Below are 17,554 nucleotides of genomic sequence, written 5' to 3'. Positions count from 1 at the left end.
AGTCAGCGTTATCTGTTGATGACACTGATAGCAATGCAAAGCAATTGTTCTGGCAAAATGATCCTCTCTCCATCCAGCGCCCAACGCCAGCCCAGGTAATTGGGCAGGTAGCGCGACGCCACACCACGAAAGCCCTGTAGCCAGGCCTTGAAGCGCTGGTGGTAGGCGTTCACGTTCTGCACGTGGATGGCAAGGCTGCCCAGACGTCTTGCACGCACACCCGCGCTCACATTGACCGCCTGGTGCGCGATCCTGTGCTTGCGTGCAAAGGCGCGGTAAGCAGGATGGCCGTCACTGACCAGCAAGGCCTGCCTGTCGAGCCTGGGTAGCAAGTCACGCTCGAGTTGCGCAGTCTTGAGTGCACCGCGCCCAGTAACGGCATCGATGGTGCGCCCTTCGCGGTCGCGCGCGACCAGGATGCAATCGAGTTCACCGGAAATGCCCCGTTTGGCAGCATGGCCGCCGCGCCGGCGCGGCGGGCGATTGAGCGTGCGCGAACCTTTTTGTGACTCGAGCAGAAATGTTTCGTCAGCCTCGACGATGCCATTCAGGAGCGCGGGCCGGTCGAGCTTGACCCAATGCAGGAAGCGGTGCCGCCAGCGAAAGGCGGTGTTGCGGTGTACGCCGACCCGATCTGCGGCCTTGCGCACGGGGAGTGAATCGAGCAGCACCTGCGAATACGAGAGCCATTTGGCTTTGTGCCTGAGCCGCGCCAGCGGCGTGCCGGTGAGGTCGTTAAAGGTGCGGCCACAGGAACAGCAACGATAGCGCTGCAAGTCGTTGGCGAAACCATGCCGGTAGCAGTGCTCGTTGCTGCACCTGGGGCAGCAACGGCCTGGCGTTCTGACCTCAGTGATGAGCGCAACCACCTGATCAAGCCCGGCTGCAGGATGCAGGGCATCCAGCACTTGCCGGCGCTGCGGCTGGTTCAGGGAAGGCAGTTTTGCGAACCAGCCCTTGAAACGTGGCGCTTTCATGGTCGACTCCTGACGCTGGGGACAGGGGTTGGACCATTGGACTACTCATCAGTTCAAAACTAGTCTCTATTTAACGTTGACTGCGCCTTTTTCATTGTCCGGTCGTTGCCATCTGATCTGATGTCTGCCTCGCCGTTACGCGAGATTACTGCTCGGCTCTCTGGATTTGATACGAATCTGAAAACGACCAGACGAATCGCGTGTCATGCCGTTTGCATCTGACTTTTTGAGCCAATAGTCAATTTAGTCAGGATCATGGTTTTACGCTTGCCGTTCAATCCACCCGACCTAAACTCCACTCTGACTCACGACAGCCTCAGACGTGGTCAATGTTTTTCCGACGACAAGGCATCACGCCCTTTTTGCGCAAACGCCAGAACAGGCGCCTATGCCTATATTTCATAAGGAAATATCATGCGCATTTCATCTGTTTTGCTTCCCGCATCCCTGCTTCTTCTCGCTTCGACTTCTGGCGCGCAGTCCTGGCCTTATCCGCAAAGTGACACGGCGCCAGTCACGTCCGTGGTTGTCAGCGCAGCAGCAAAGCCGGTTCGGATTCAGGAAGAACAAGCCCGGCAAATTGCCGGAACCTACGATCTGGCAAATGGCTGGCGCCTGAAAGTACGACCAGGCACCCGCACGATCGACACTAAAATCGATAAACAGCAACCGATGCGTCTTCTTGCTGTCGCCCCGTATAAATTCGTGTCGGGAGATGGCCGAGTTACCATGGAATTCAATCGTGGCGAATTCGGCGACGACATGCTCATGACTTACGCGCCCGACCCGCGCTTTGCTGATATGGTAGTGATCTCATCGGCTGTTGCGCAGCGCTAGTGAAGGACCATGACTGGCCACTGCCCAGCCAAGGCCTCTCTGCCGATCAATCATAATGCGGCTTCTCAATACAGCGGGTTGCCGCGTTATTCCGACTTGATTCGCCACCGGCTTCTCCAGCAAGGCGCAACGATCTTCGCGTATTTTGAAAACACAACGCCCAAGCGTCGTCAAATCAGCCCAGATACCCCGCGACCTAGCGGCGTTTTACGACTGATGCGCCGGGTCGGTCGCTGCCAGGCTGCCGCTACCGGTCAAAACTAACCCATCATCTGACCGGAGATTCGCGGTGATCAACAATCAGGACAATGGCTGGGAACATATCGCTTCAGCGTTTGCCGCGGTGCGTTCTGACACCGGTCGCGATGTCATCCGGCGCTGGGCAAGTGCTTTGCCGTCGGGCGGCGAGGTCCTGGATGTCGGCTGCGGATCAGGCTTCCCGGTTTCCTCGACACTCGTCGAACAGGGTTTGACGGTGTTTGGCATCGACGCCTCTCCGACGCTGGTGTCCATGTTTGCACGGCGATTTGGCGATGCGCATGCAGCGTGTGAGACCGTGCAGGACAGTACCTTTTTCGGTCGAACCTTCGACGGCCTTCTGGCAATCGGACTGATGTTTCTGCTGTCGGAAGACGACCAGCGAAAGCTGATCAACAAAGTAGCAGAAGCACTCGGACCAGGTGGCCGTTTCTTGTTTACTGCACCACATCAGAAGTGCGAATGGGAGGACATGCTGACCGGACAGCGTTCTGTGTCGCTTGGTAAAGCGCAATACGAGCGATTGCTCGACGAGGCCGGCATGCAACTCAACAGCACGTGCATGGACGAGGGTGACAATCACTACTTCGAAGCAGTACGACGGTTTGCTCGCACGGATTGAGTAAGGTGGCAAGTCGCCTCCATGACAATTTGTCTCGGAGGAGCCCTGGATTGATTTCTGCTTCCCGAACTCGCGATCGATTGCATTGAAATCACGGCAAAAGTCATCATTCAGTCAATATCTGTTGCCAACGTACCTTTAGGTTGTATGATGGCCGTTTATTGCGACCAATAGTAGCCGGTGGTCAACATAACCAGGAATCAATAAGCTACCTATGCCGATGACCACGCCAGCGCCGCTGCACGACGCCGACGGCGTGCACGATGCGCTGATCGAGCAAAATGCCATCCTGTGCAGCGCCAACCAGCATCTGCTGCTGGCAACGTTCGATGCTGAAGACTTGCGCGCGCAAGCGGAAGCCGCAAACCGGCGCCAGAACGAATTTCTTGCAATGCTGGCCCATGAGTTGCGCAATCCGCTCGCCCCGATCAGCATGGCCAGCGCGATGCTGGGCAGGATGCCCGCCCCATCGACCGAGCTGATACACATCAAGACCATCATTGACCGCCAAGTGGGACAACTCTCCCGCTTGCTGGACGACTTGCTCGACGCGGCGCGCATCAGCAGCGGCAAGATCGAGCTGCACAAGCAGGCGCTGCTGGTTGCCGAGCAGCTGGCCAATGCGGTGGACACCGTGCAGGCGCGTGTCAATGAGCGCAGGCAGCAGTTGATCATCGAGGTGCCCGATCGCGCCATCCGGGTGTTCGGCGATGGTGTGAGGCTGGCGCAAGTGTTCTCGAACTTGCTGGTCAACGCGTCGAAATTCACGCCGATTGGCGGCAGCATTTGTCTGCGGGCCTGTGTGATCGGCAACGACGTGGTCGTGACGGTCGAAGATGACGGCGACGGCATTGCTGCCGACGTCTTGCCCACTGTCTTTACGCTGTTCGCGCAGGGTCCCAGGACACTGGCCCGCTCCCAGGGTGGCCTGGGGATCGGCTTGAATATCGTCCGCAATGTCGTCGAGATGCATGGCGGCAGCGTCAGCGCAGCCAGTCCCGGATTGGGCCACGGCACGATCTTCACAGTCAGGCTGCCGCTGCTCGAGGTGACCGATGCGCCCCTTGCCGTGGTGCCTGACACCCCGCTGCCCGCATTGCGCCACCACATTCTGCTGGTCGAAGACAACCAGGATGCCAGCGCAATGCTGGGGATGGTGTTGTGTTCGGAGAACCACACCGTGATCAAGGCGTTCGATGGCGTTGCCGGACTCGCACTGGCATGTACCGGCGCATTCGATGTGGTCCTGTGCGATATCGGCCTGCCAGGGATGACTGGCTACGATCTGGTCCGCAGCTTGCGCGCCACCCTGGCCCAGGCTGCGCCTTTCTGCGTCGCCATATCGGGTTACGGCCAGCTCGAAGACCGGTCGCGCGCGCTGGCGGCCGGATTCGACGAGCATCTGGTGAAGCCGATGAATATCGATAACCTGTTACAGTTGGTCGCTTCCGTGCCTCTCAAGACAGCGCATGCACCGCAGTCCTCCGTGTGATCGTCTCGCGTAGTTTCATCAACGTCCCGCCTGAAGCCCTGCCCCCAACGCATCGGAGAATCGTTCTCGCTGCGTCACCATCAGGCCGAATTATTTCCAGGAAATGTCCATGACGGCTCCCCTCACCCTCCAGCGACACGCGCTGATCGAGCGCGCCGTGCTGGTGCTTGCACAACGTGGTGAATCCAGCGTGACATTGTGGACGAGCATCGCCACAGCGCTCGGCAAGATCATTGGTGACCAGGGCTTCGCGTCGCTGCTGGTCAGATGCATGCATGAACTCGTACCACGCCATCCATGGCTGGCTGAAGCGCAACACGCCGGCACCGGCGCGCTCACCCATCTGTCGACCCTGCTGGCCAGCCGCGACATCGAAGAATCGGAACACGCCAGCGCCGCATTGCTGCATATTTTCGCCGACACCCTGATCCTGCTGGTCGGCGAACTCGTAACCAATCGCATCCTCCTGTCGGCCTGGAAGACGCTCGCTGTAGAAGATGTACCGGAGCCATCAAAATGAACAAAGTAACTATCCGCCTGCTGGCGACCGGCGTGCCCGGACTCGATGACTTGCTGGGTGGCGGCGTGCCCGAGTTTTCGTTCAACCTGCTTGCAGGAACGCCCGGCAGCGGCAAGACGACAATGGCACACCAGATCATGTTTTCACTGGCCAGTCCGACACGACGTGCAATTTTCTTCACCGTGCTGGGCGAACCCGCGCTCAAGATGCTGCGCTATCAGCAACAGTTCCCTTTTTTCGATCCCGACAAAATCGATGACTCGATCAGGTTCGTCAACCTCTCGGCCGATCTGCTTGAGGGAAATTTCGATGCCGTGCTCGCCCGCATCACGGAAGAAGTCCGCGCCTTTGGCGCAAGCCTCGTGTTTGTCGATTCGTTCCGCTCCGTCGTGCAGACTGCGCGCGGCCTTGACGACGGTCCCGCAGGCTTGCAGCATTTTGTCCAGCAGCTGGGCATGCAGATGACGAGCTGGCTGGCGACGACCTTCCTGATTGGCGAATACCTGGTGCCCGAAGAAGAGTCGAGTCCCGTGTTCACGGTTGCCGATGGCATCATCTGGCTGTCCCAGCTGGTACACCGCGATGCACTGGTACGCAAGATCCAGGTTGTCAAACTGCGCGGCCACGCGCAAAGCCTGGGCATGCACACGTTTCGCATCGACGACCAGGGCCTGCGCATCTTCCCGCGCGCAATGGTCCGGCAAGCGCTCGGCGCACCAGTGCGCTTCAAGCCGACACAGCGCCTGTCGATGGGGGTGCCTGCGATCGACACCATGCTCGGTGGTGGGCTACCGGCCGGGTATTCGATGCTGGTCGTCGGCCCGTCGGGTTCCGGCAAGACAGTATTGGCCACCCAATTTCTCGAAGAAGGCGCCCGCATCGGCGAACCGGGAATCATCGCCGCCTTTGAAAAAAGTCCCAATCAACTGATGAGCCAGCGGCTCGATGCACTGGTCGAGAGCGGCAGCGCCGGCGTGATCAACACACGCACGCTCGATCTGTCGCTCGACGAAGTGCTGCATGACCTGATCGACATGATCGTCAAGATGAAGGCGAAGCGGGTCGTCATCGATTCGCTGTCCGGCTTTGAAATGGCGCTGGCCTCGGTATTTCGCGAAGACTTCCGCGAGTCCCTCTACCGGCTGGTGGCATCGCTGACGCAGCTGGGCGTGACGGTACTCATGACCGCCGAGACCGAAGACCGCTATACCGATCTGCGCTTTTCTTCGTATGGCAACGCCTTCCTGGCCGATGCGATTTTGATGCAGCGCTATATCGAACTGCACGGCCGTCTGCGCCGGGTGCTGTCGGTGGTCAAAGTTCGCGCCAGCGCACACAGCGATCACCTGCATTTCTACGACATTCGCGACGGCGACATCCAAGTCGGCGACACGCTGGAAAACTACACAGGCATCCTGACGGGGCAACCGCGCCCGCATGAGCGAAGCTGACGAACGGCCCAGCGGGACCTGGCGATCGTGCGGTGGCACATTGCGGCGATCGGTCTCCATGCGGGCACGCATGGGTGTTCGACTATTCAGCAGGGCTGCGCGGGCGCTGCCGTGCTGGCAACCGGAAACAAGCGATCATATGCAAGATTGAACAAAAATCCGTAGACCAGATAAAACGTCACGATAGCAATATCCATCAGTAGCGCAGCCCACAAGCCAATCCCCAGATACCATGCGATCAGCGGGATCAGCATGGCAACCAGGCCGGCTTCGAACAGGAAGGTATGCGTGACACGGATCGCCATCGTCTTTTCGACGCTGCCGCGCAGACGCAGCATGGCGCGGTCAAATCCAACGTTGAACACGAAATTCCAGAGTGTGGCGATGGTGGCCGAGAAAATGCCGATGACGCCCATGTCCTGCACGGGCTGGTCGAACAGGACTGCAGAGCCCGGGATAAAGATGGCCAGAGCCATCGCCTCGAAAAGAAGCGCGTGCCGCACGCGATCGGCGAATGTACGCATGTAAATCCTTGTTATTGTTGGTGGAGCTGACGGCAGGCAGACATCGAGCGGTACGTTCAAACGCTGGACCGGCAAGCAAGGCAGGATCATCCCATAGTCTATAAATGCACACATAGCCAAGAAACTGAGGCATCATGGTGCAAATATGAAACACTTGAACTGGGATGACCTGCGCTTGCTGTCACTCATCGCGCAGGAAGGCACGTTGCGCGGTGCTGCGCGAAGGGCGGGATTGAGCCCTGCGACCCTGTCGCGAAGGCTCGACCAGCTCGAAGAAGCGGTCGGCCAGAAGCTTGTCGAGCGCCATCAAGGTGGCTGCGTTCCAACGACGTTTGGCGTGGACATGTTCGCACTGGCCGAACAGATGAGCGATATTGCCCTGGAAGTCGAGCATGCACAGGCGCGGCAGAATGCAAGTTCCGCGTCGGGCGTGGTACGCATCAATACCGACGAATGGCTCTCGTACTTCCTCACTACCCGCTTTGCACCGTTTCATGACGCTTATCCGGATGTGGAGGTCGAGATCGTTACCTCCCACCGGCCGTATAACCTGGCACGGCGCGAAGCCGATATCGCAATTCGTCCTTACCGGCCCGAACAGCTCGACCTGGTCGCGCGCCAGGTCGGCACGCTGTCGTTCGGACTGTATGGTAGTCAGGCGATCGCAACGCGTTACGCTGCCGCCATAGCGAACCAGGACTGGACCGGCGTGCCATTCGTGGGCTTCGACGAACCACGTGCCGAGTTCCAGTCCGACCAGTGGTTACGGGCGCTGCCCGGTGCCCCTGCGCCCTGGATGCGCTGCAGCTATGGCCTTGGCATCCTTGATGGTGTGACGCATGGCGCCGGCCTGGGTGTGCTGGCCTCGTTTCTGGCAAGCGAAGCCCATGGCCTTGTCCCGGCAATTGCACATATTCCCGAATTGGATCAGGCCATCTGGCTCTCGATGCATCGCACGGTGCGAACGACTGCGCGCGTCAGGGCGGTCGTCGATTTCGTGGGGCTGCTGTTCGCGCAGTACCACGAGGGTGAGGGTTGATGCGTAAAAAAACCCGCGACATTCGCGGGTTTTTTCATGCGGCCAAACGATGATCCGGTCTTGCCGCCGCTGATACAGGTGTTGCATGGGTCCCGGTTTGCACCGTTCCCCGCGCCTTTACTTTGCCTTGACGTCGCCCTTGCTCTCGGCTTTCGCCGTTGCCTCGGCTTCCTTGTCGGCTCGTGCTACCGCTTTCGCATCAGCCTTGCTGACCTTCTTGACCAGCTTGCCGTCGGTTTGCGTGCTGCCCTTCAGATTCTCGTTAGGGACAAATGCGGCTTTCGGGGTCTTGGTGTCCGTCGTAGCGTGCGCTTCTGACGTTGCTGGCGTCTGGGCGAAGGCAGCGCTGGCAAACAGACCCGCAATCAGGGTAACAGTCAATTTTTTCATGGTGCAGCTCCTTGGGTAGTGGTTTGGAAGTGCATGTTTTCCATGCTACTGACCTATCAACGATGAGCTCGCCAAGCTGTTGACCGACTTAACAAATGCTTACATTTATTGGGTACGATCGTAGCTCGTATGTTCGCCGGCATGGCGACGCAAGCGCTGCCGTTCGTCGCGAACCTGTCATTGGTAAGACGGGATTTATTTCCGCTTCGCCAGCGCGCGATCGAGCGCATTGGCAAAATTGCGGCTGTCGGCCTGGCTGAACGCCGCCGGTCCACCCGTATCGACGCCGCTGCCACGCAATTCTTCCATGAAGGCGCGCATCGTCAGTTGCTGCGCGATTGTGTCCTTCGTGTACCAGTCGCCACGCGGATTGAGCGGCAGGCCGCCCTTCTCCAGCACCAGCGCCGCCAGCGGAATGTCGCCGGTGACGACAATGTCGCCCGGACTCACGCGCTCGACGATCTCGGCATCGGCCACATCGGCGCCCGATGGCACCTGCAGCGCGCGGATGAAGCGCGAGCCCGGCACGCGCATCAACTGATTGGCCACGAGCGTGACGGGCAACTGGGTGCGCTCCGCTACCCGGAACAGGATGTCCTTGATAACGCCAGGACAGGCATCGGCATCGACCCAGATGTGCATGATAAGAATGAAGTGAGTTGTTCTAAAAGATCAGTCGGGCACATCACCATTGATGATGAACTGATGAAAAAGCGCATGGTGTGGCCCGGGCTGGACCGACCTGAACGGCAACCGCGCAAACGCGCCCTGCCAGTAACGCAGCGCACGTTCATCCTTGCGAAACACCGAAACCAACCACGGCCCTTCGTGACCCGGCACGATCTTGCGCGTAGCAGCCTCGGCCAGGCCGAGACCGCGGTACTTCGGCATGACGAACAGGTCGGCCAACTCCCGAATCTGTCCACCTTCGAACGGGATCAATTCGACCAACACGACACCGGCCGGGTGGCCATCTACCTTCAACAGCCAGGCTGCGTCCACGCCGTCTGGCTCGCAGTAGGATGCCACGCCAGCTGGGTCGGACTCGAACAGCCCATCTTCCAGCAAGTCTTCGCCGCTCCACTGGGTCGCCTCGAAGTAATAGAACTGCAGCATGCGGAACAACAGCACCTGATCCTCGCGTGTTGCACGCTCGATCGCAAAGCGGCTGTCGGCTGGCTGCAACGGCACGGTCATTTCAAGCGGCAGGTCAGCACCCAATAAAACTCCCAGCGTGCCACGCGGATCTCGCGTCCGGCCACACCCACGCGCTTGCGCAGCGCGCTGTCGGTCGGGTAGTTCTTGACGAGTTCATGCTGCTTGCCGTCGGCGTCGAGCTGGAATTCGTGGGTGTTGCCCAGCAAATCGGTGCGCACGGTGACGGCGCTCTCGCCTTCGACGTAGTTGTCGTCGAACAGCACCAGCAGCACATCCTTGCCCAGGCGCTTTTTCAGTGATTGCAGCAGATCGTCCTGCTGCTTGCGGGTCAGGTGCGCCCACAGGCCGCCCAGGAACACGGCCGTGAACTTGTCCTCGCCCGTGCCCAGACTATCCGGCAGCGCCAGTGCATCCATCAGGCGGTATTCGACATTGTCCAGGTCCTCGCCGTGCATTTGCGCGAGCTCGAGCATCGCGGCGCTGGCGTCGGTGGCGACGATCGACTCGGCTGTCTCGGCCAGCACCTCGGTCCAGGCGCCGCTGCCGCAGCCCAGCTCCAGGATGCGGTGGCCGGCCAGCAGCGTGGAAATTTGCTCGCGCGCTTCGTCCAGGTCTTCCAGCTGCTCGTCGGCCACCTCGGCGGCTGCGTTGTCATAGTGAGCGGCAATGCTGTCGTAGTAGGCGATAAGCGGATTCTTGTCCATCGGTGTTTCCATTGAAATGTCGTTGTGCATCAAAGTTCGTAATTGTCCCCACCGCGCATGGCCGATTCGACCATCTTGCGATTCAGTGTCGGCGTCAGCAGTTCGATGAAGGTGTACACATAGCTGCGCAGGTAGGCGCCCTGCTTGATCGCCACGCGCGACGTGTTCATGCCGAACAGGTGGCCAACCGGGATCGCGCGCAGGCCGCGGTCGCGCTCGGCGTCGAAGGCCATGCCGGCGATGATGCCGATGCCCATGCCCAGTTCGACGTAGGTCTTGATCACGTCGGCGTCGATCGCCTCGAGCAACACGTCGGGTTTCAGGCTGCGCAGGCCGAAGGCGTGATCGATCTTGCTGCGTCCAGCGAAGGCGGCATCATACGTGATGATCGGGTAGCTGGCGATTTCTTCGAGCGAGATCGCCCGCGACTTGAACAGCGGGTGCTCGGGCGGTGCCACCACCACGTGTTCCCACTGGTAGGCCGGCAACGTGATCAGGCCGTCGATCGTCGTGATGGCCTCGGTGGCAATGGCCAGGTCGGCCTGGTCGCTCTTGACCATGTCGGCGATCTGCTTCGGATTACCCTGCAGCAGCGAGAGGCGCACCTTCGGGTACTTCTGCATGAAGGCCTGCACCACTTTCGGCAACATGTAGCGCGCCTGCGTGTGCGTGGTGGCAATCGTGAAGCTGCCGCTGTCGTGGGCGGCGTATTCCTTGCCGATGCGCTTGAGGCTTTCGATCTCCTGCATGATCAGCTCGACCGACTGCAGCACCAGCCGGCCCGGCTCGGTCAGGCCGCGAATCCGCTTGCCGTGGCGCGTGAAAATGTCGACGCCCAGCTCTTCTTCCAGCTCGATGATCGCCTTCGAGACCCCCGGCTGCGAGGTAAACAGCGATTTGGCGGCGTCGGTCAGGTTGTAGTTCTGGCGTACGGCCTCGCGCACGAAGCGCAGCTGGTGGAGGTTCATTCTGTAAATATTCTTGTTGGCTCTGCGAACAGCATTTTAAGATGCTTATTCGGGTTACGTATATAAGCAAATAAATTATCCGTAGTTTGGAATATAAGCCGATCTCCGTATCATCGGAACATTATTGAATGGGCGTGCACTATCCGCCCTTACCGGAACAAGCCAATGTATCGTTACGACCAGTACGACCACCTCATCGTGCGCGAGCGCATCGCCCAGTACCGCGATCAGGTGGCGCGCCGCCTCAGCGGTGAGTTGCTCGAAGAAGAATTCATCCCGCTGCGCCTGCAGAACGGCCTGTACATGCAGCGCCACGCCTACATGCTGCGCGTCGCCGTGCCGTACGGCCTGCTGTCGAGCGCCCAGGTGCGCATGTTCGGTCACATCGCCCGCACCTACGACCGCGGCTACGGCCACTTCACCACGCGCCAGAACATCCAGTACAACTGGATCGAGCTGGAGCAGACCCCGGACATCCTGACCGACCTGGCCTCCGTCGAGATGCACGCCATCCAGACCTCGGGTAATTGCATCCGCAACATCACCACCGACGAATTTGCCGGTGTGGCGGCCGATGAGATCATCGACCCGCGTCCGTTCGCCGAGATCCTGCGCCAGTGGAGCACCTTCCACCCGGAATTTGCCGCCCTGCCCCGCAAGTTCAAGGTCGCGATCAATGGCGCAGTCGAAGACCGCGCAGCGATTGCCGTGCACGATATCGGCCTGACGGTTGTGCACAACGAAGCCGGCGAAGTCGGTTTCAAGTTCATGGCAGGTGGCGGCATGGGCCGCACGCCGATCCTGGGCAGCGTCATCCGCGAGTTCCTGCCATGGCAGCACCTGCTGACGTACACCGAAGCCATGATGCGCGTGTACAACCAGAACGGTCGTCGCGACAACAAGTACAAGGCACGCATCAAGATTTTGCTCAAGGCCATGGGCGTCGAGGAATTCACGCGCCAGGTCGAAGCCGAATGGGCCGACCTGAAGGATGGCCCTGAAACGCTGACGCAGGAAGAATTCGACCGCGTTGCCAAGTGGTTCCAGCCGCACGCCTATCGCACGCTCGAGACGATCGACGTGGTCGCTTCGCAGCCGGACAATAAACCGTTCGCCAACTGGCTCGATCGCAACGTCAAGCCGCACAAGGTGCCGGGTTACGCTGCCGTGCTGCTGTCGCTGAAGAAAACCGGCGTGCCGCCGGGCGACGCCACCGACGGGCAACTCGATTTCGTGGCCGATCTGGCCGACCAGTTCAGCTTTGGCGAAGTGCGCGTGACGCACGAGCAGAACCTGGTGCTGGCCGATGTCGAGCAAAGCCAGTTGTTCGCGCTGTGGCAATTGCTCAAGTCGCAGGGCCTGGCCACGCCAAACATTGGCCTCCTGACCGACATCATTGCTTGCCCTGGCGGCGACTATTGCTCGCTGGCCAATGCCAAGTCGCTGCCGATTGCCGCGGCGATTGCCGAGCGCTTCGACGACCTGGACTTCCAGCACGACATCGGCGACATCGAACTGAACATCTCGGGCTGCATCAATGCCTGCGGCCACCACCACGTCGGCAATATCGGCATCCTGGGCGTGGACAAGGATGGCAGCGAGTGGTACCAGGTGTCGGTCGGCGGCGCCCAGGGCAACACCTCGGCCATCGGCAAGATCATTGGCCCGTCGTTCTCGGCGCCGCAAATGCCGGAAGTCATCGGGCGCCTGCTCGAGACGTATGTCCAGTGTCGGATCGAGGGTGAGCGCTTTGTCGACACCGTGGGCCGCCTGGGCATCGCCCCGTTCAAGGAACATGTGTATGCCACGCCGATTCCGGCCGGCGAACCCGCGAAGGAAGATCAGTATGCTTGACGCTCACCCACAGATCATCAAGGGCCGCGAAGTCGTCGCCGACGACTGGAGCGTGCTGCGTCTTGCAGAAACCGATGCAGCCGAGACGATCGAGGTCCCGGCCGGCAAGATCATCGTGCCGCTGACCGTCTGGCTGGCCCAGCGTGCTGTGCTGGAGGCGCGCGCCGAGCTCGGCGTATGGCTGGCACCGGACGAACGCGCGGAGAGCATCAAGGACGATCTGGGCCGCTTTGCGGTCATTGCGATCGACTTCCCGAAGTTCACCGATGGCCGTGGCTACTCGACGGCCTTCAACCTGCGCCGCCGCCTGGGCTGGACGGGCGAACTGCGGGCCATCGGCGACGTGCTGCGCGACCAGCTGTTCCAGATGCAGCGCTGCGGCTTCGATGCCTTCGCCACCCGCCAGGATCGCAGCATCCACGATGCGCTCAAGGGCTTGTCGGTGTTTTCCGAAACCTACCAGGCGTCGATCGACAATCCGGTGCCATTGTTCCGCCGCGTGCCGCGGGAAACCCTGCCGGCCTCAAGCGACGTTGTCAGCCAGGAGTAACCCATGAGCGATCTGCATCGCCGCGTGGACGAGACCCACGCGATCCTGGAACGTATTGCCCGCGATTTCACGCCGGCCGTGTTCGCATCGAGCCTGGCGGCAGAAGACATGGTGCTGACCGACCTGATCCTGAAGGCAGAACTGCCGATTGCGATCTTCTCGCTCGAGACAGGCCGCCTGCATGCCGAGACGCTGGCGATGATCGACCGCGTCAAGGACACCTACGACTACGATATCGCGCTGTTCCGTCCCGACCCGCTGGCGGTCGAGCGCTACGTCACGCAGAACGGCCTGAACGCGTTCTATGAAAGCGTGGACATGCGCAAGGAATGCTGCCGCATCCGCAAGGTCGAGCCACTGGGCCGCGCACTGGCCGGCAAGCGCGCCTGGATCACGGGCCAGCGCCGCGCGCAGTCGGCCACGCGCGCCGAACTGGCGGTGCAGGAAGACGATCTGAGCCACGCCATGCAGAAGTTCAATCCGTTGACGGACTGGAGCGAAGAGAACGTCTGGGACTATCTGCGCTCGAACAATGTGCCGTACAACGCGCTGCACGATCGGGGCTTCCCGTCGATCGGCTGCGAACCCTGCACCCGCGCTGTGCAGCCCGGCGAAGATCTGCGCGCCGGCCGCTGGTGGTGGGAAAACCCGGAATCGAAAGAATGCGGGCTGCACGTGGTTGACGGCAAACTTATTCGCATCAAATCCGTGGCTGCCTAAGCCACAACAACAACAGGCACCGCCATGACATCTGTTACCGAGAATATCTTTAACGAAGTGAACGCCGCCCACCTGGACGCGCTGGAGTCCGAAGCGATCCACATCCTGCGCGAAGTGGCCGCCGAATGCAGCAACCCCGCCCTGCTGTTCTCGGGCGGCAAGGATTCCGTGGTCCTGTTGCGCCTGGCCGAGAAAGCCTTCCGCCCGGGCAGCTTCCCGTTTCCGCTCGTGCACATCGACACCGGCCACAACTTCGACGAAGTGATTGCCTTCCGCGACGCCCGCGCCGCTGAGCTGGGCGAGCGCCTGATCGTCGGCAGCGTCGAGGAATCGATCCGCCGCGGCACGGTGCGCCTGCGCAACCCGGCCACCGATTCGCGCAATGCGGCCCAGGCCGTCACGCTGCTGGAAACCATCGCTGAACACGGCTTTGATGCCTGCATCGGCGGCGCGCGCCGCGACGAAGAAAAAGCCCGCGCCAAGGAACGCATCTTTTCGTTCCGCGACGAATTCGGCCAGTGGGACCCGAAAGCCCAGCGCCCCGAACTGTGGGACCTGTATAACACCCGCGTGCATCCGGGCGAAAACATGCGCGTGTTCCCGATCTCGAACTGGACAGAACTCGATGTGTGGCAATACATCGCCCGCGAGAAACTGGCGCTGCCGTCGATCTATTTCGCGCACCAGCGCGACGTCATCGAGCGCAATGGCCTCCTGGTACCGCTCACGCCCTTGACCCCGGCGCGCGATGGCGAGACGGTCGAGAACCGCACCGTGCGCTTCCGGACCGTGGGCGATATCTCGTGCACCTGCCCGGTGGCTTCCAGCGCCGATTCGCTGGCCGACATCATTGCCGAGACGGCGATTACCGACATCACCGAACGGGGCGCCACGCGCATGGATGACCAGACCTCCGAAGCCTCGATGGAAAAACGCAAGAAAGCAGGATACTTCTGATGAACGCCATGACTGATCTCAACGCCAACGCCAACGGCGACACCAAAGCCAACCGCTCGCTGCTGCGCTTCATCACTGCCGGCTCGGTCGACGATGGCAAGAGCACGCTGATCGGCCGCCTCCTGTTTGACAGCAAGGGCATCTTTGCCGACCAGCTGGCCGCCGTCTCGCGCGCCAAGCACAAGCGCACCGTGGGCGACACGATCGACCTGTCGCTGCTGACCGATGGCCTCGAAGCCGAGCGCGAACAGGGCATCACGATCGACGTGGCCTACCGCTACTTCGCCACGCCCAAGCGCAAGTTCATCATTGCCGACACGCCGGGCCACGAGCAGTACACGCGCAATATGGTCACGGGCGCATCGACCGCCGACGCCGTCATCATCCTGATCGACGTGTCCAAGGTCACGCTGCGCGAAGACGGCGGCGTCGACCTGCTCACGCAAACCAAACGCCACTCGACCATCGCGAAACTGCTGCAGATCCAGCACGTCGTGGTGGCCGTCAACAAGATGGACCTGATCGGGTATGACCAGGCGATCTACGACCGCATCGTCGCCGAGTACCAACAGTTTGCGACCTCGCTGGGCCTGAAGGACATCACGGCGATTCCGCTGTCGGCGCTCACCGGCGACAACGTGGTGGAAAAATCGACGAACACACCGTGGTACAGCGGCCCGACGCTGATCGATCTGCTCGAATCGCTGTCGGTCTACGACGAATCGCACAGCGCCCCGTTCCGCTTCCCGGTGCAGCTGGTGGCGCGCCACAACGGCCATGCGGCCAAGGACTTCCGTGGCTATATGGGCCGCATCGAATCGGGCGTTGTGAACGTGGGCGATACGCTGGTCGTGCAGCCATCCGGCCAGAGCGCAACGGTGAAAGAGATCGTCACGTTCGACGGTTCGCTGCAGTCGGCCACAGCCGGCCAGTCGGTCACGCTGGTGTTGAACGAATACGTGGACGTCTCGCGCGGCGACATGCTGGCCGGTAGCACGCAGCCGGCGACCTTGCTCAAGCAAGTCACGGCCGACGTCTGCTGGATGGCCGACGAGCCGCTCGACCTGCGCCGCAAGTACTGGCTCAAGCATGGCACGCGCCAGACGGCGGCCAAGTTCGCGCGCATCGACACGCTGCTGGACGTGAACACGCAACAGCGCCATCCGGCCGAGGGCCTCAAGCTCAACGACATCGCGCGCGTGCAACTGACTGTCCAGCAGCCGCTGGCGGCCGATGCCTACGATGCGATCCGGGCGACGGGCGCGTTCATCCTGATCGACGAAGTCACCCATCAGACCGTGGCCGCAGGTATGATCCGCATCGACGCATAACAACGAAGGGGCGGTATGGCGGCACTGGGCAAAGTCTATCTGGTGGGAGCAGGCCCCGGCGCGGCCGACCTGATCACGGTGCGCGGGGCGCGCCTGCTGGCAGCCGCCGACGTGGTGCTGTACGACGCACTGGTCACGCCCGAGATGCTGGCGTTGTGCGAGCGGGCCGATAAAATTTCGGTCGGCAAGCGCTCGGGGCAGCGGTCGATGGCGCAGACGGTGATCAACGGCCAGATCGTCGAGTGCGCACACAAGTATGCGCTGGTCGTGCGTCTCAAAGGCGGCGACCCGATGCTGTTTGGCCGCGCCGATGAAGAACTCCGTGCGCTGGAAGCGGAAGGCATCGAGGTCGAAGTGGTGCCGGGGATTACCACCGCCGTTGCTGCCGCGGCGGCCACCAAGCAGCCGCTGACCAAGCGTGGTGTGGCGCGCAGCGTGGCGTTCTTCACGTCGAGCACCGCGCCCGATGAACCGGATCATCCTGCCCTGCCTGAAACCGATACGCTGGTCCAGTACATGGGCGGGCGTGAAGCGGCGGCCACTGCCGAACGGTTACTGACCGAGGGCCGACGTGCCGATCTGCCGGTGGTCGTGGTGGAAAATTGCAGCCGCGTCGATCAACGCATCCTGCGTTTGACGCTGACGGACCTGGCACGTGGCCTGGAGCCTGGCCATGGGCCCGTGCTGGTCATGATGGGCGAAGCGCTGGCGCGGCGCGAGCACCAGCCGGATTGATGTCGTTGAACGCGTGGACGGAAAATCCGTCCACCCTACGGTGTCAAGGCAACAGGTAGGGTGGACGGGTATCCCGTCCACGCGTTCAACCACCCAACGAGTTGACGCAATAATCCGTCATCGCCCGCTGCACGCCCGGGTCTTCCCCGATGGCGCCCGCGACATTGAGCGTCAACGCCGGATGCGCCGCGCGCACTTCATCGCACAGCGCGGGCAAATCACGCAGCAAGTGCCCACCCTTCCCCAGAAACACCGGCACCACCGTGATGTCGTCGATGCCCTGCGCGCGCATGGCGTCGATGGTATCGGGAAGACTCGGCGTCATCAGTTCCAGGAATGCCAGCTCCACGACCGCACCGGCCACACGCTCGCGCGTCTGGTCGCGCAAGCGCTCGAAAGGAACCGCCCACGATGCAGCGCGCGCGCCGTGGGCAAACAGGATCAAACCACGTCTCATTGTCGTCATG

At 61.2% G+C, this 17,554-nt stretch carries 20 protein-coding genes; 12 read left to right on the top strand and 8 right to left on the bottom strand.

The features are described from left to right. Window positions 1-8 precede the first annotated feature (8 nt). The gene (locus HD842_RS02220; RefSeq protein ID WP_183550373.1) at window positions 9-977 is read right to left on the bottom strand and encodes an IS1595 family transposase; all 969 of its coding nucleotides are present in this window, start codon (window positions 975-977) and stop codon (window positions 9-11) included. Between the two features lie 414 nt (window positions 978-1,391). On the opposite strand from HD842_RS02220, the gene HD842_RS02215 reads away from it, so the two are divergent. The 5 genes from HD842_RS02215 to HD842_RS02195 all read left to right on the top strand — a co-directional run bounded on the left by HD842_RS02215 (window position 1,392) and on the right by HD842_RS02195 (window position 6,157). Beyond that, complete coding sequence (locus HD842_RS02215; protein ID WP_183550371.1) at window positions 1,392-1,814, top strand: hypothetical protein; 423 nt, start codon at window positions 1,392-1,394, stop codon at window positions 1,812-1,814. Between the two features lie 289 nt (window positions 1,815-2,103). After that, a complete protein-coding gene (locus HD842_RS02210; protein ID WP_370660776.1) occupies window positions 2,104-2,694 on the top strand; it encodes a class I SAM-dependent methyltransferase in 591 nt (196 codons plus the stop codon). Window positions 2,695-2,908: 214 nt separating this feature from the next. Beyond that, entirely contained in the window at window positions 2,909-4,186 is a 1,278-nt protein-coding gene (locus HD842_RS02205; RefSeq protein ID WP_229424558.1) for a hybrid sensor histidine kinase/response regulator, read from the top strand. Between the two features lie 109 nt (window positions 4,187-4,295). Beyond that, the gene (locus HD842_RS02200) at window positions 4,296-4,706 is read left to right on the top strand and encodes a hypothetical protein (protein ID WP_183550369.1); all 411 of its coding nucleotides are present in this window, start codon (window positions 4,296-4,298) and stop codon (window positions 4,704-4,706) included. Next, window positions 4,703-6,157 (top strand): ATPase domain-containing protein, encoded by a 1,455-nt coding sequence (locus tag HD842_RS02195; protein ID WP_183550367.1) that lies wholly within the window; start codon window positions 4,703-4,705, stop codon window positions 6,155-6,157. Before HD842_RS02200 ends, HD842_RS02195 begins: the two co-directional genes overlap by 4 nt. An 86-nt stretch (window positions 6,158-6,243) precedes the next feature. Here the strand turns inward: HD842_RS02195 and HD842_RS02190 are convergent, their stop codons facing one another. After that, window positions 6,244-6,681: a PACE efflux transporter gene (locus HD842_RS02190; protein WP_221290066.1), complete on the bottom strand. Its 438-nt coding sequence runs from the start codon at window positions 6,679-6,681 to the stop codon at window positions 6,244-6,246. A 145-nt stretch (window positions 6,682-6,826) separates the two neighbouring features. Here HD842_RS02190 and HD842_RS02185 point away from each other — a divergent pair, with 145 nt between their 5' ends. Next, the gene (locus HD842_RS02185; protein WP_183550365.1) at window positions 6,827-7,720 is read left to right on the top strand and encodes a LysR family transcriptional regulator; all 894 of its coding nucleotides are present in this window, start codon (window positions 6,827-6,829) and stop codon (window positions 7,718-7,720) included. A gap of 117 nt (window positions 7,721-7,837) precedes the next feature. Here HD842_RS02185 and HD842_RS02180 read toward each other — a convergent pair whose 3' ends face one another. The 5 genes from HD842_RS02180 to HD842_RS02160 all read right to left on the bottom strand — a co-directional run bounded on the left by HD842_RS02180 (window position 7,838) and on the right by HD842_RS02160 (window position 10,940). Further along, a complete protein-coding gene (locus HD842_RS02180; protein ID WP_183550363.1) occupies window positions 7,838-8,110 on the bottom strand; it encodes a hypothetical protein in 273 nt (90 codons plus the stop codon). 195 nt (window positions 8,111-8,305) lie between these two features. Next, window positions 8,306-8,752, bottom strand: coding sequence for a YaiI/YqxD family protein (locus HD842_RS02175; RefSeq protein ID WP_183550362.1), 447 nt, complete (start codon window positions 8,750-8,752; stop codon window positions 8,306-8,308). A 30-nt stretch (window positions 8,753-8,782) separates the two neighbouring features. Next, entirely contained in the window at window positions 8,783-9,307 is a 525-nt protein-coding gene (locus tag HD842_RS02170; protein WP_183550359.1) for a GNAT family N-acetyltransferase, read from the bottom strand. Continuing rightward, window positions 9,304-9,972, bottom strand: coding sequence for a class I SAM-dependent methyltransferase (locus HD842_RS02165; RefSeq protein ID WP_229424557.1), 669 nt, complete (start codon window positions 9,970-9,972; stop codon window positions 9,304-9,306). Before HD842_RS02165 ends, HD842_RS02170 begins: the two co-directional genes overlap by 4 nt. 29 nt (window positions 9,973-10,001) lie before the next feature. Next, entirely contained in the window at window positions 10,002-10,940 is a 939-nt protein-coding gene (locus HD842_RS02160) for a CysB family HTH-type transcriptional regulator (RefSeq protein ID WP_183550353.1), read from the bottom strand. A gap of 165 nt (window positions 10,941-11,105) precedes the next feature. Here HD842_RS02160 and HD842_RS02155 point away from each other — a divergent pair, with 165 nt between their 5' ends. Genes HD842_RS02155 through cobA form a run of 6 tightly spaced genes read left to right on the top strand, consistent with a single transcriptional unit; the run spans window position 11,106 to window position 17,087 of the window. After that, complete coding sequence (locus HD842_RS02155; RefSeq protein WP_183550349.1) at window positions 11,106-12,794, top strand: nitrite/sulfite reductase; 1,689 nt, start codon at window positions 11,106-11,108, stop codon at window positions 12,792-12,794. Then, window positions 12,787-13,344 (top strand): DUF934 domain-containing protein, encoded by a 558-nt coding sequence (locus HD842_RS02150; protein ID WP_183550346.1) that lies wholly within the window; start codon window positions 12,787-12,789, stop codon window positions 13,342-13,344. Before HD842_RS02155 ends, HD842_RS02150 begins: the two co-directional genes overlap by 8 nt. 3 nt (window positions 13,345-13,347) lie before the next feature. Next, window positions 13,348-14,064, top strand: a complete 717-nt coding sequence (locus HD842_RS02145) for a phosphoadenylyl-sulfate reductase (protein WP_183550343.1) — start codon at window positions 13,348-13,350, stop codon at window positions 14,062-14,064. 24 nt (window positions 14,065-14,088) lie between these two features. Next, window positions 14,089-15,021, top strand: coding sequence for a sulfate adenylyltransferase subunit CysD (cysD, locus tag HD842_RS02140; protein WP_183550340.1), 933 nt, complete (start codon window positions 14,089-14,091; stop codon window positions 15,019-15,021). Continuing rightward, on the top strand, window positions 15,021-16,352 hold the full coding sequence (locus HD842_RS02135) for a sulfate adenylyltransferase subunit 1 (RefSeq protein WP_183550337.1): 1,332 nt from the start codon (window positions 15,021-15,023) through the stop codon (window positions 16,350-16,352). Before cysD ends, HD842_RS02135 begins: the two co-directional genes overlap by 1 nt. 15 nt (window positions 16,353-16,367) lie before the next feature. Then, window positions 16,368-17,087 (top strand): uroporphyrinogen-III C-methyltransferase, encoded by a 720-nt coding sequence (cobA, locus tag HD842_RS02130; RefSeq protein WP_183550334.1) that lies wholly within the window; start codon window positions 16,368-16,370, stop codon window positions 17,085-17,087. A gap of 85 nt (window positions 17,088-17,172) precedes the next feature. Here the strand turns inward: cobA and HD842_RS02125 are convergent, their stop codons facing one another. Further along, on the bottom strand, window positions 17,173-17,553 hold the full coding sequence (locus tag HD842_RS02125; protein WP_183550332.1) for a sirohydrochlorin chelatase: 381 nt from the start codon (window positions 17,551-17,553) through the stop codon (window positions 17,173-17,175). Window position 17,554: the final 1 nt, after the last annotated feature.

Source organism: Massilia aurea, assembly GCF_014200505.1.
Classification (GTDB): domain Bacteria; phylum Pseudomonadota; class Gammaproteobacteria; order Burkholderiales; family Burkholderiaceae_D; genus Telluria; species Telluria aurea_B.
Note: the sequence above shows the minus strand (reverse complement) of the source record. Positions and strands in the feature narration are given on the sequence as shown.

What these genes read in the sequence shown, in the direction of transcription:
- HD842_RS02135 (WP_183550337.1), top strand. Translation starts at nt 15,021, where the DNA reads ATGAACGCCATGACTGATCTCAACGCCAACGCCAACGGCGACACCAAA.
- HD842_RS02125 (WP_183550332.1), bottom strand. Translation starts at nt 17,553, where the DNA reads ATGACGACAATGAGACGTGGTTTGATCCTGTTTGCCCACGGCGCGCGC.
- HD842_RS02200 (WP_183550369.1), top strand. Translation starts at nt 4,296, where the DNA reads ATGACGGCTCCCCTCACCCTCCAGCGACACGCGCTGATCGAGCGCGCC.
- HD842_RS02175 (WP_183550362.1), bottom strand. Translation starts at nt 8,752, where the DNA reads ATGCACATCTGGGTCGATGCCGATGCCTGTCCTGGCGTTATCAAGGAC.
- HD842_RS02220 (WP_183550373.1), bottom strand. Translation starts at nt 977, where the DNA reads ATGAAAGCGCCACGTTTCAAGGGCTGGTTCGCAAAACTGCCTTCCCTG.
- HD842_RS02160 (WP_183550353.1), bottom strand. Translation starts at nt 10,940, where the DNA reads ATGAACCTCCACCAGCTGCGCTTCGTGCGCGAGGCCGTACGCCAGAAC.
- HD842_RS02190 (WP_221290066.1), bottom strand. Translation starts at nt 6,681, where the DNA reads ATGCGTACATTCGCCGATCGCGTGCGGCACGCGCTTCTTTTCGAGGCG.
- HD842_RS02145 (WP_183550343.1), top strand. Translation starts at nt 13,348, where the DNA reads ATGAGCGATCTGCATCGCCGCGTGGACGAGACCCACGCGATCCTGGAA.
- HD842_RS02180 (WP_183550363.1), bottom strand. Translation starts at nt 8,110, where the DNA reads ATGAAAAAATTGACTGTTACCCTGATTGCGGGTCTGTTTGCCAGCGCT.
- HD842_RS02165 (WP_229424557.1), bottom strand. Translation starts at nt 9,972, where the DNA reads ATGGACAAGAATCCGCTTATCGCCTACTACGACAGCATTGCCGCTCAC.
- HD842_RS02195 (WP_183550367.1), top strand. Translation starts at nt 4,703, where the DNA reads ATGAACAAAGTAACTATCCGCCTGCTGGCGACCGGCGTGCCCGGACTC.
- HD842_RS02150 (WP_183550346.1), top strand. Translation starts at nt 12,787, where the DNA reads ATGCTTGACGCTCACCCACAGATCATCAAGGGCCGCGAAGTCGTCGCC.
- cobA (WP_183550334.1), top strand. Translation starts at nt 16,368, where the DNA reads ATGGCGGCACTGGGCAAAGTCTATCTGGTGGGAGCAGGCCCCGGCGCG.
- HD842_RS02170 (WP_183550359.1), bottom strand. Translation starts at nt 9,307, where the DNA reads ATGACCGTGCCGTTGCAGCCAGCCGACAGCCGCTTTGCGATCGAGCGT.
- cysD (WP_183550340.1), top strand. Translation starts at nt 14,089, where the DNA reads ATGACATCTGTTACCGAGAATATCTTTAACGAAGTGAACGCCGCCCAC.
- HD842_RS02185 (WP_183550365.1), top strand. Translation starts at nt 6,827, where the DNA reads ATGAAACACTTGAACTGGGATGACCTGCGCTTGCTGTCACTCATCGCG.
- HD842_RS02155 (WP_183550349.1), top strand. Translation starts at nt 11,106, where the DNA reads ATGTATCGTTACGACCAGTACGACCACCTCATCGTGCGCGAGCGCATC.
- HD842_RS02205 (WP_229424558.1), top strand. Translation starts at nt 2,909, where the DNA reads ATGCCGATGACCACGCCAGCGCCGCTGCACGACGCCGACGGCGTGCAC.
- HD842_RS02215 (WP_183550371.1), top strand. Translation starts at nt 1,392, where the DNA reads ATGCGCATTTCATCTGTTTTGCTTCCCGCATCCCTGCTTCTTCTCGCT.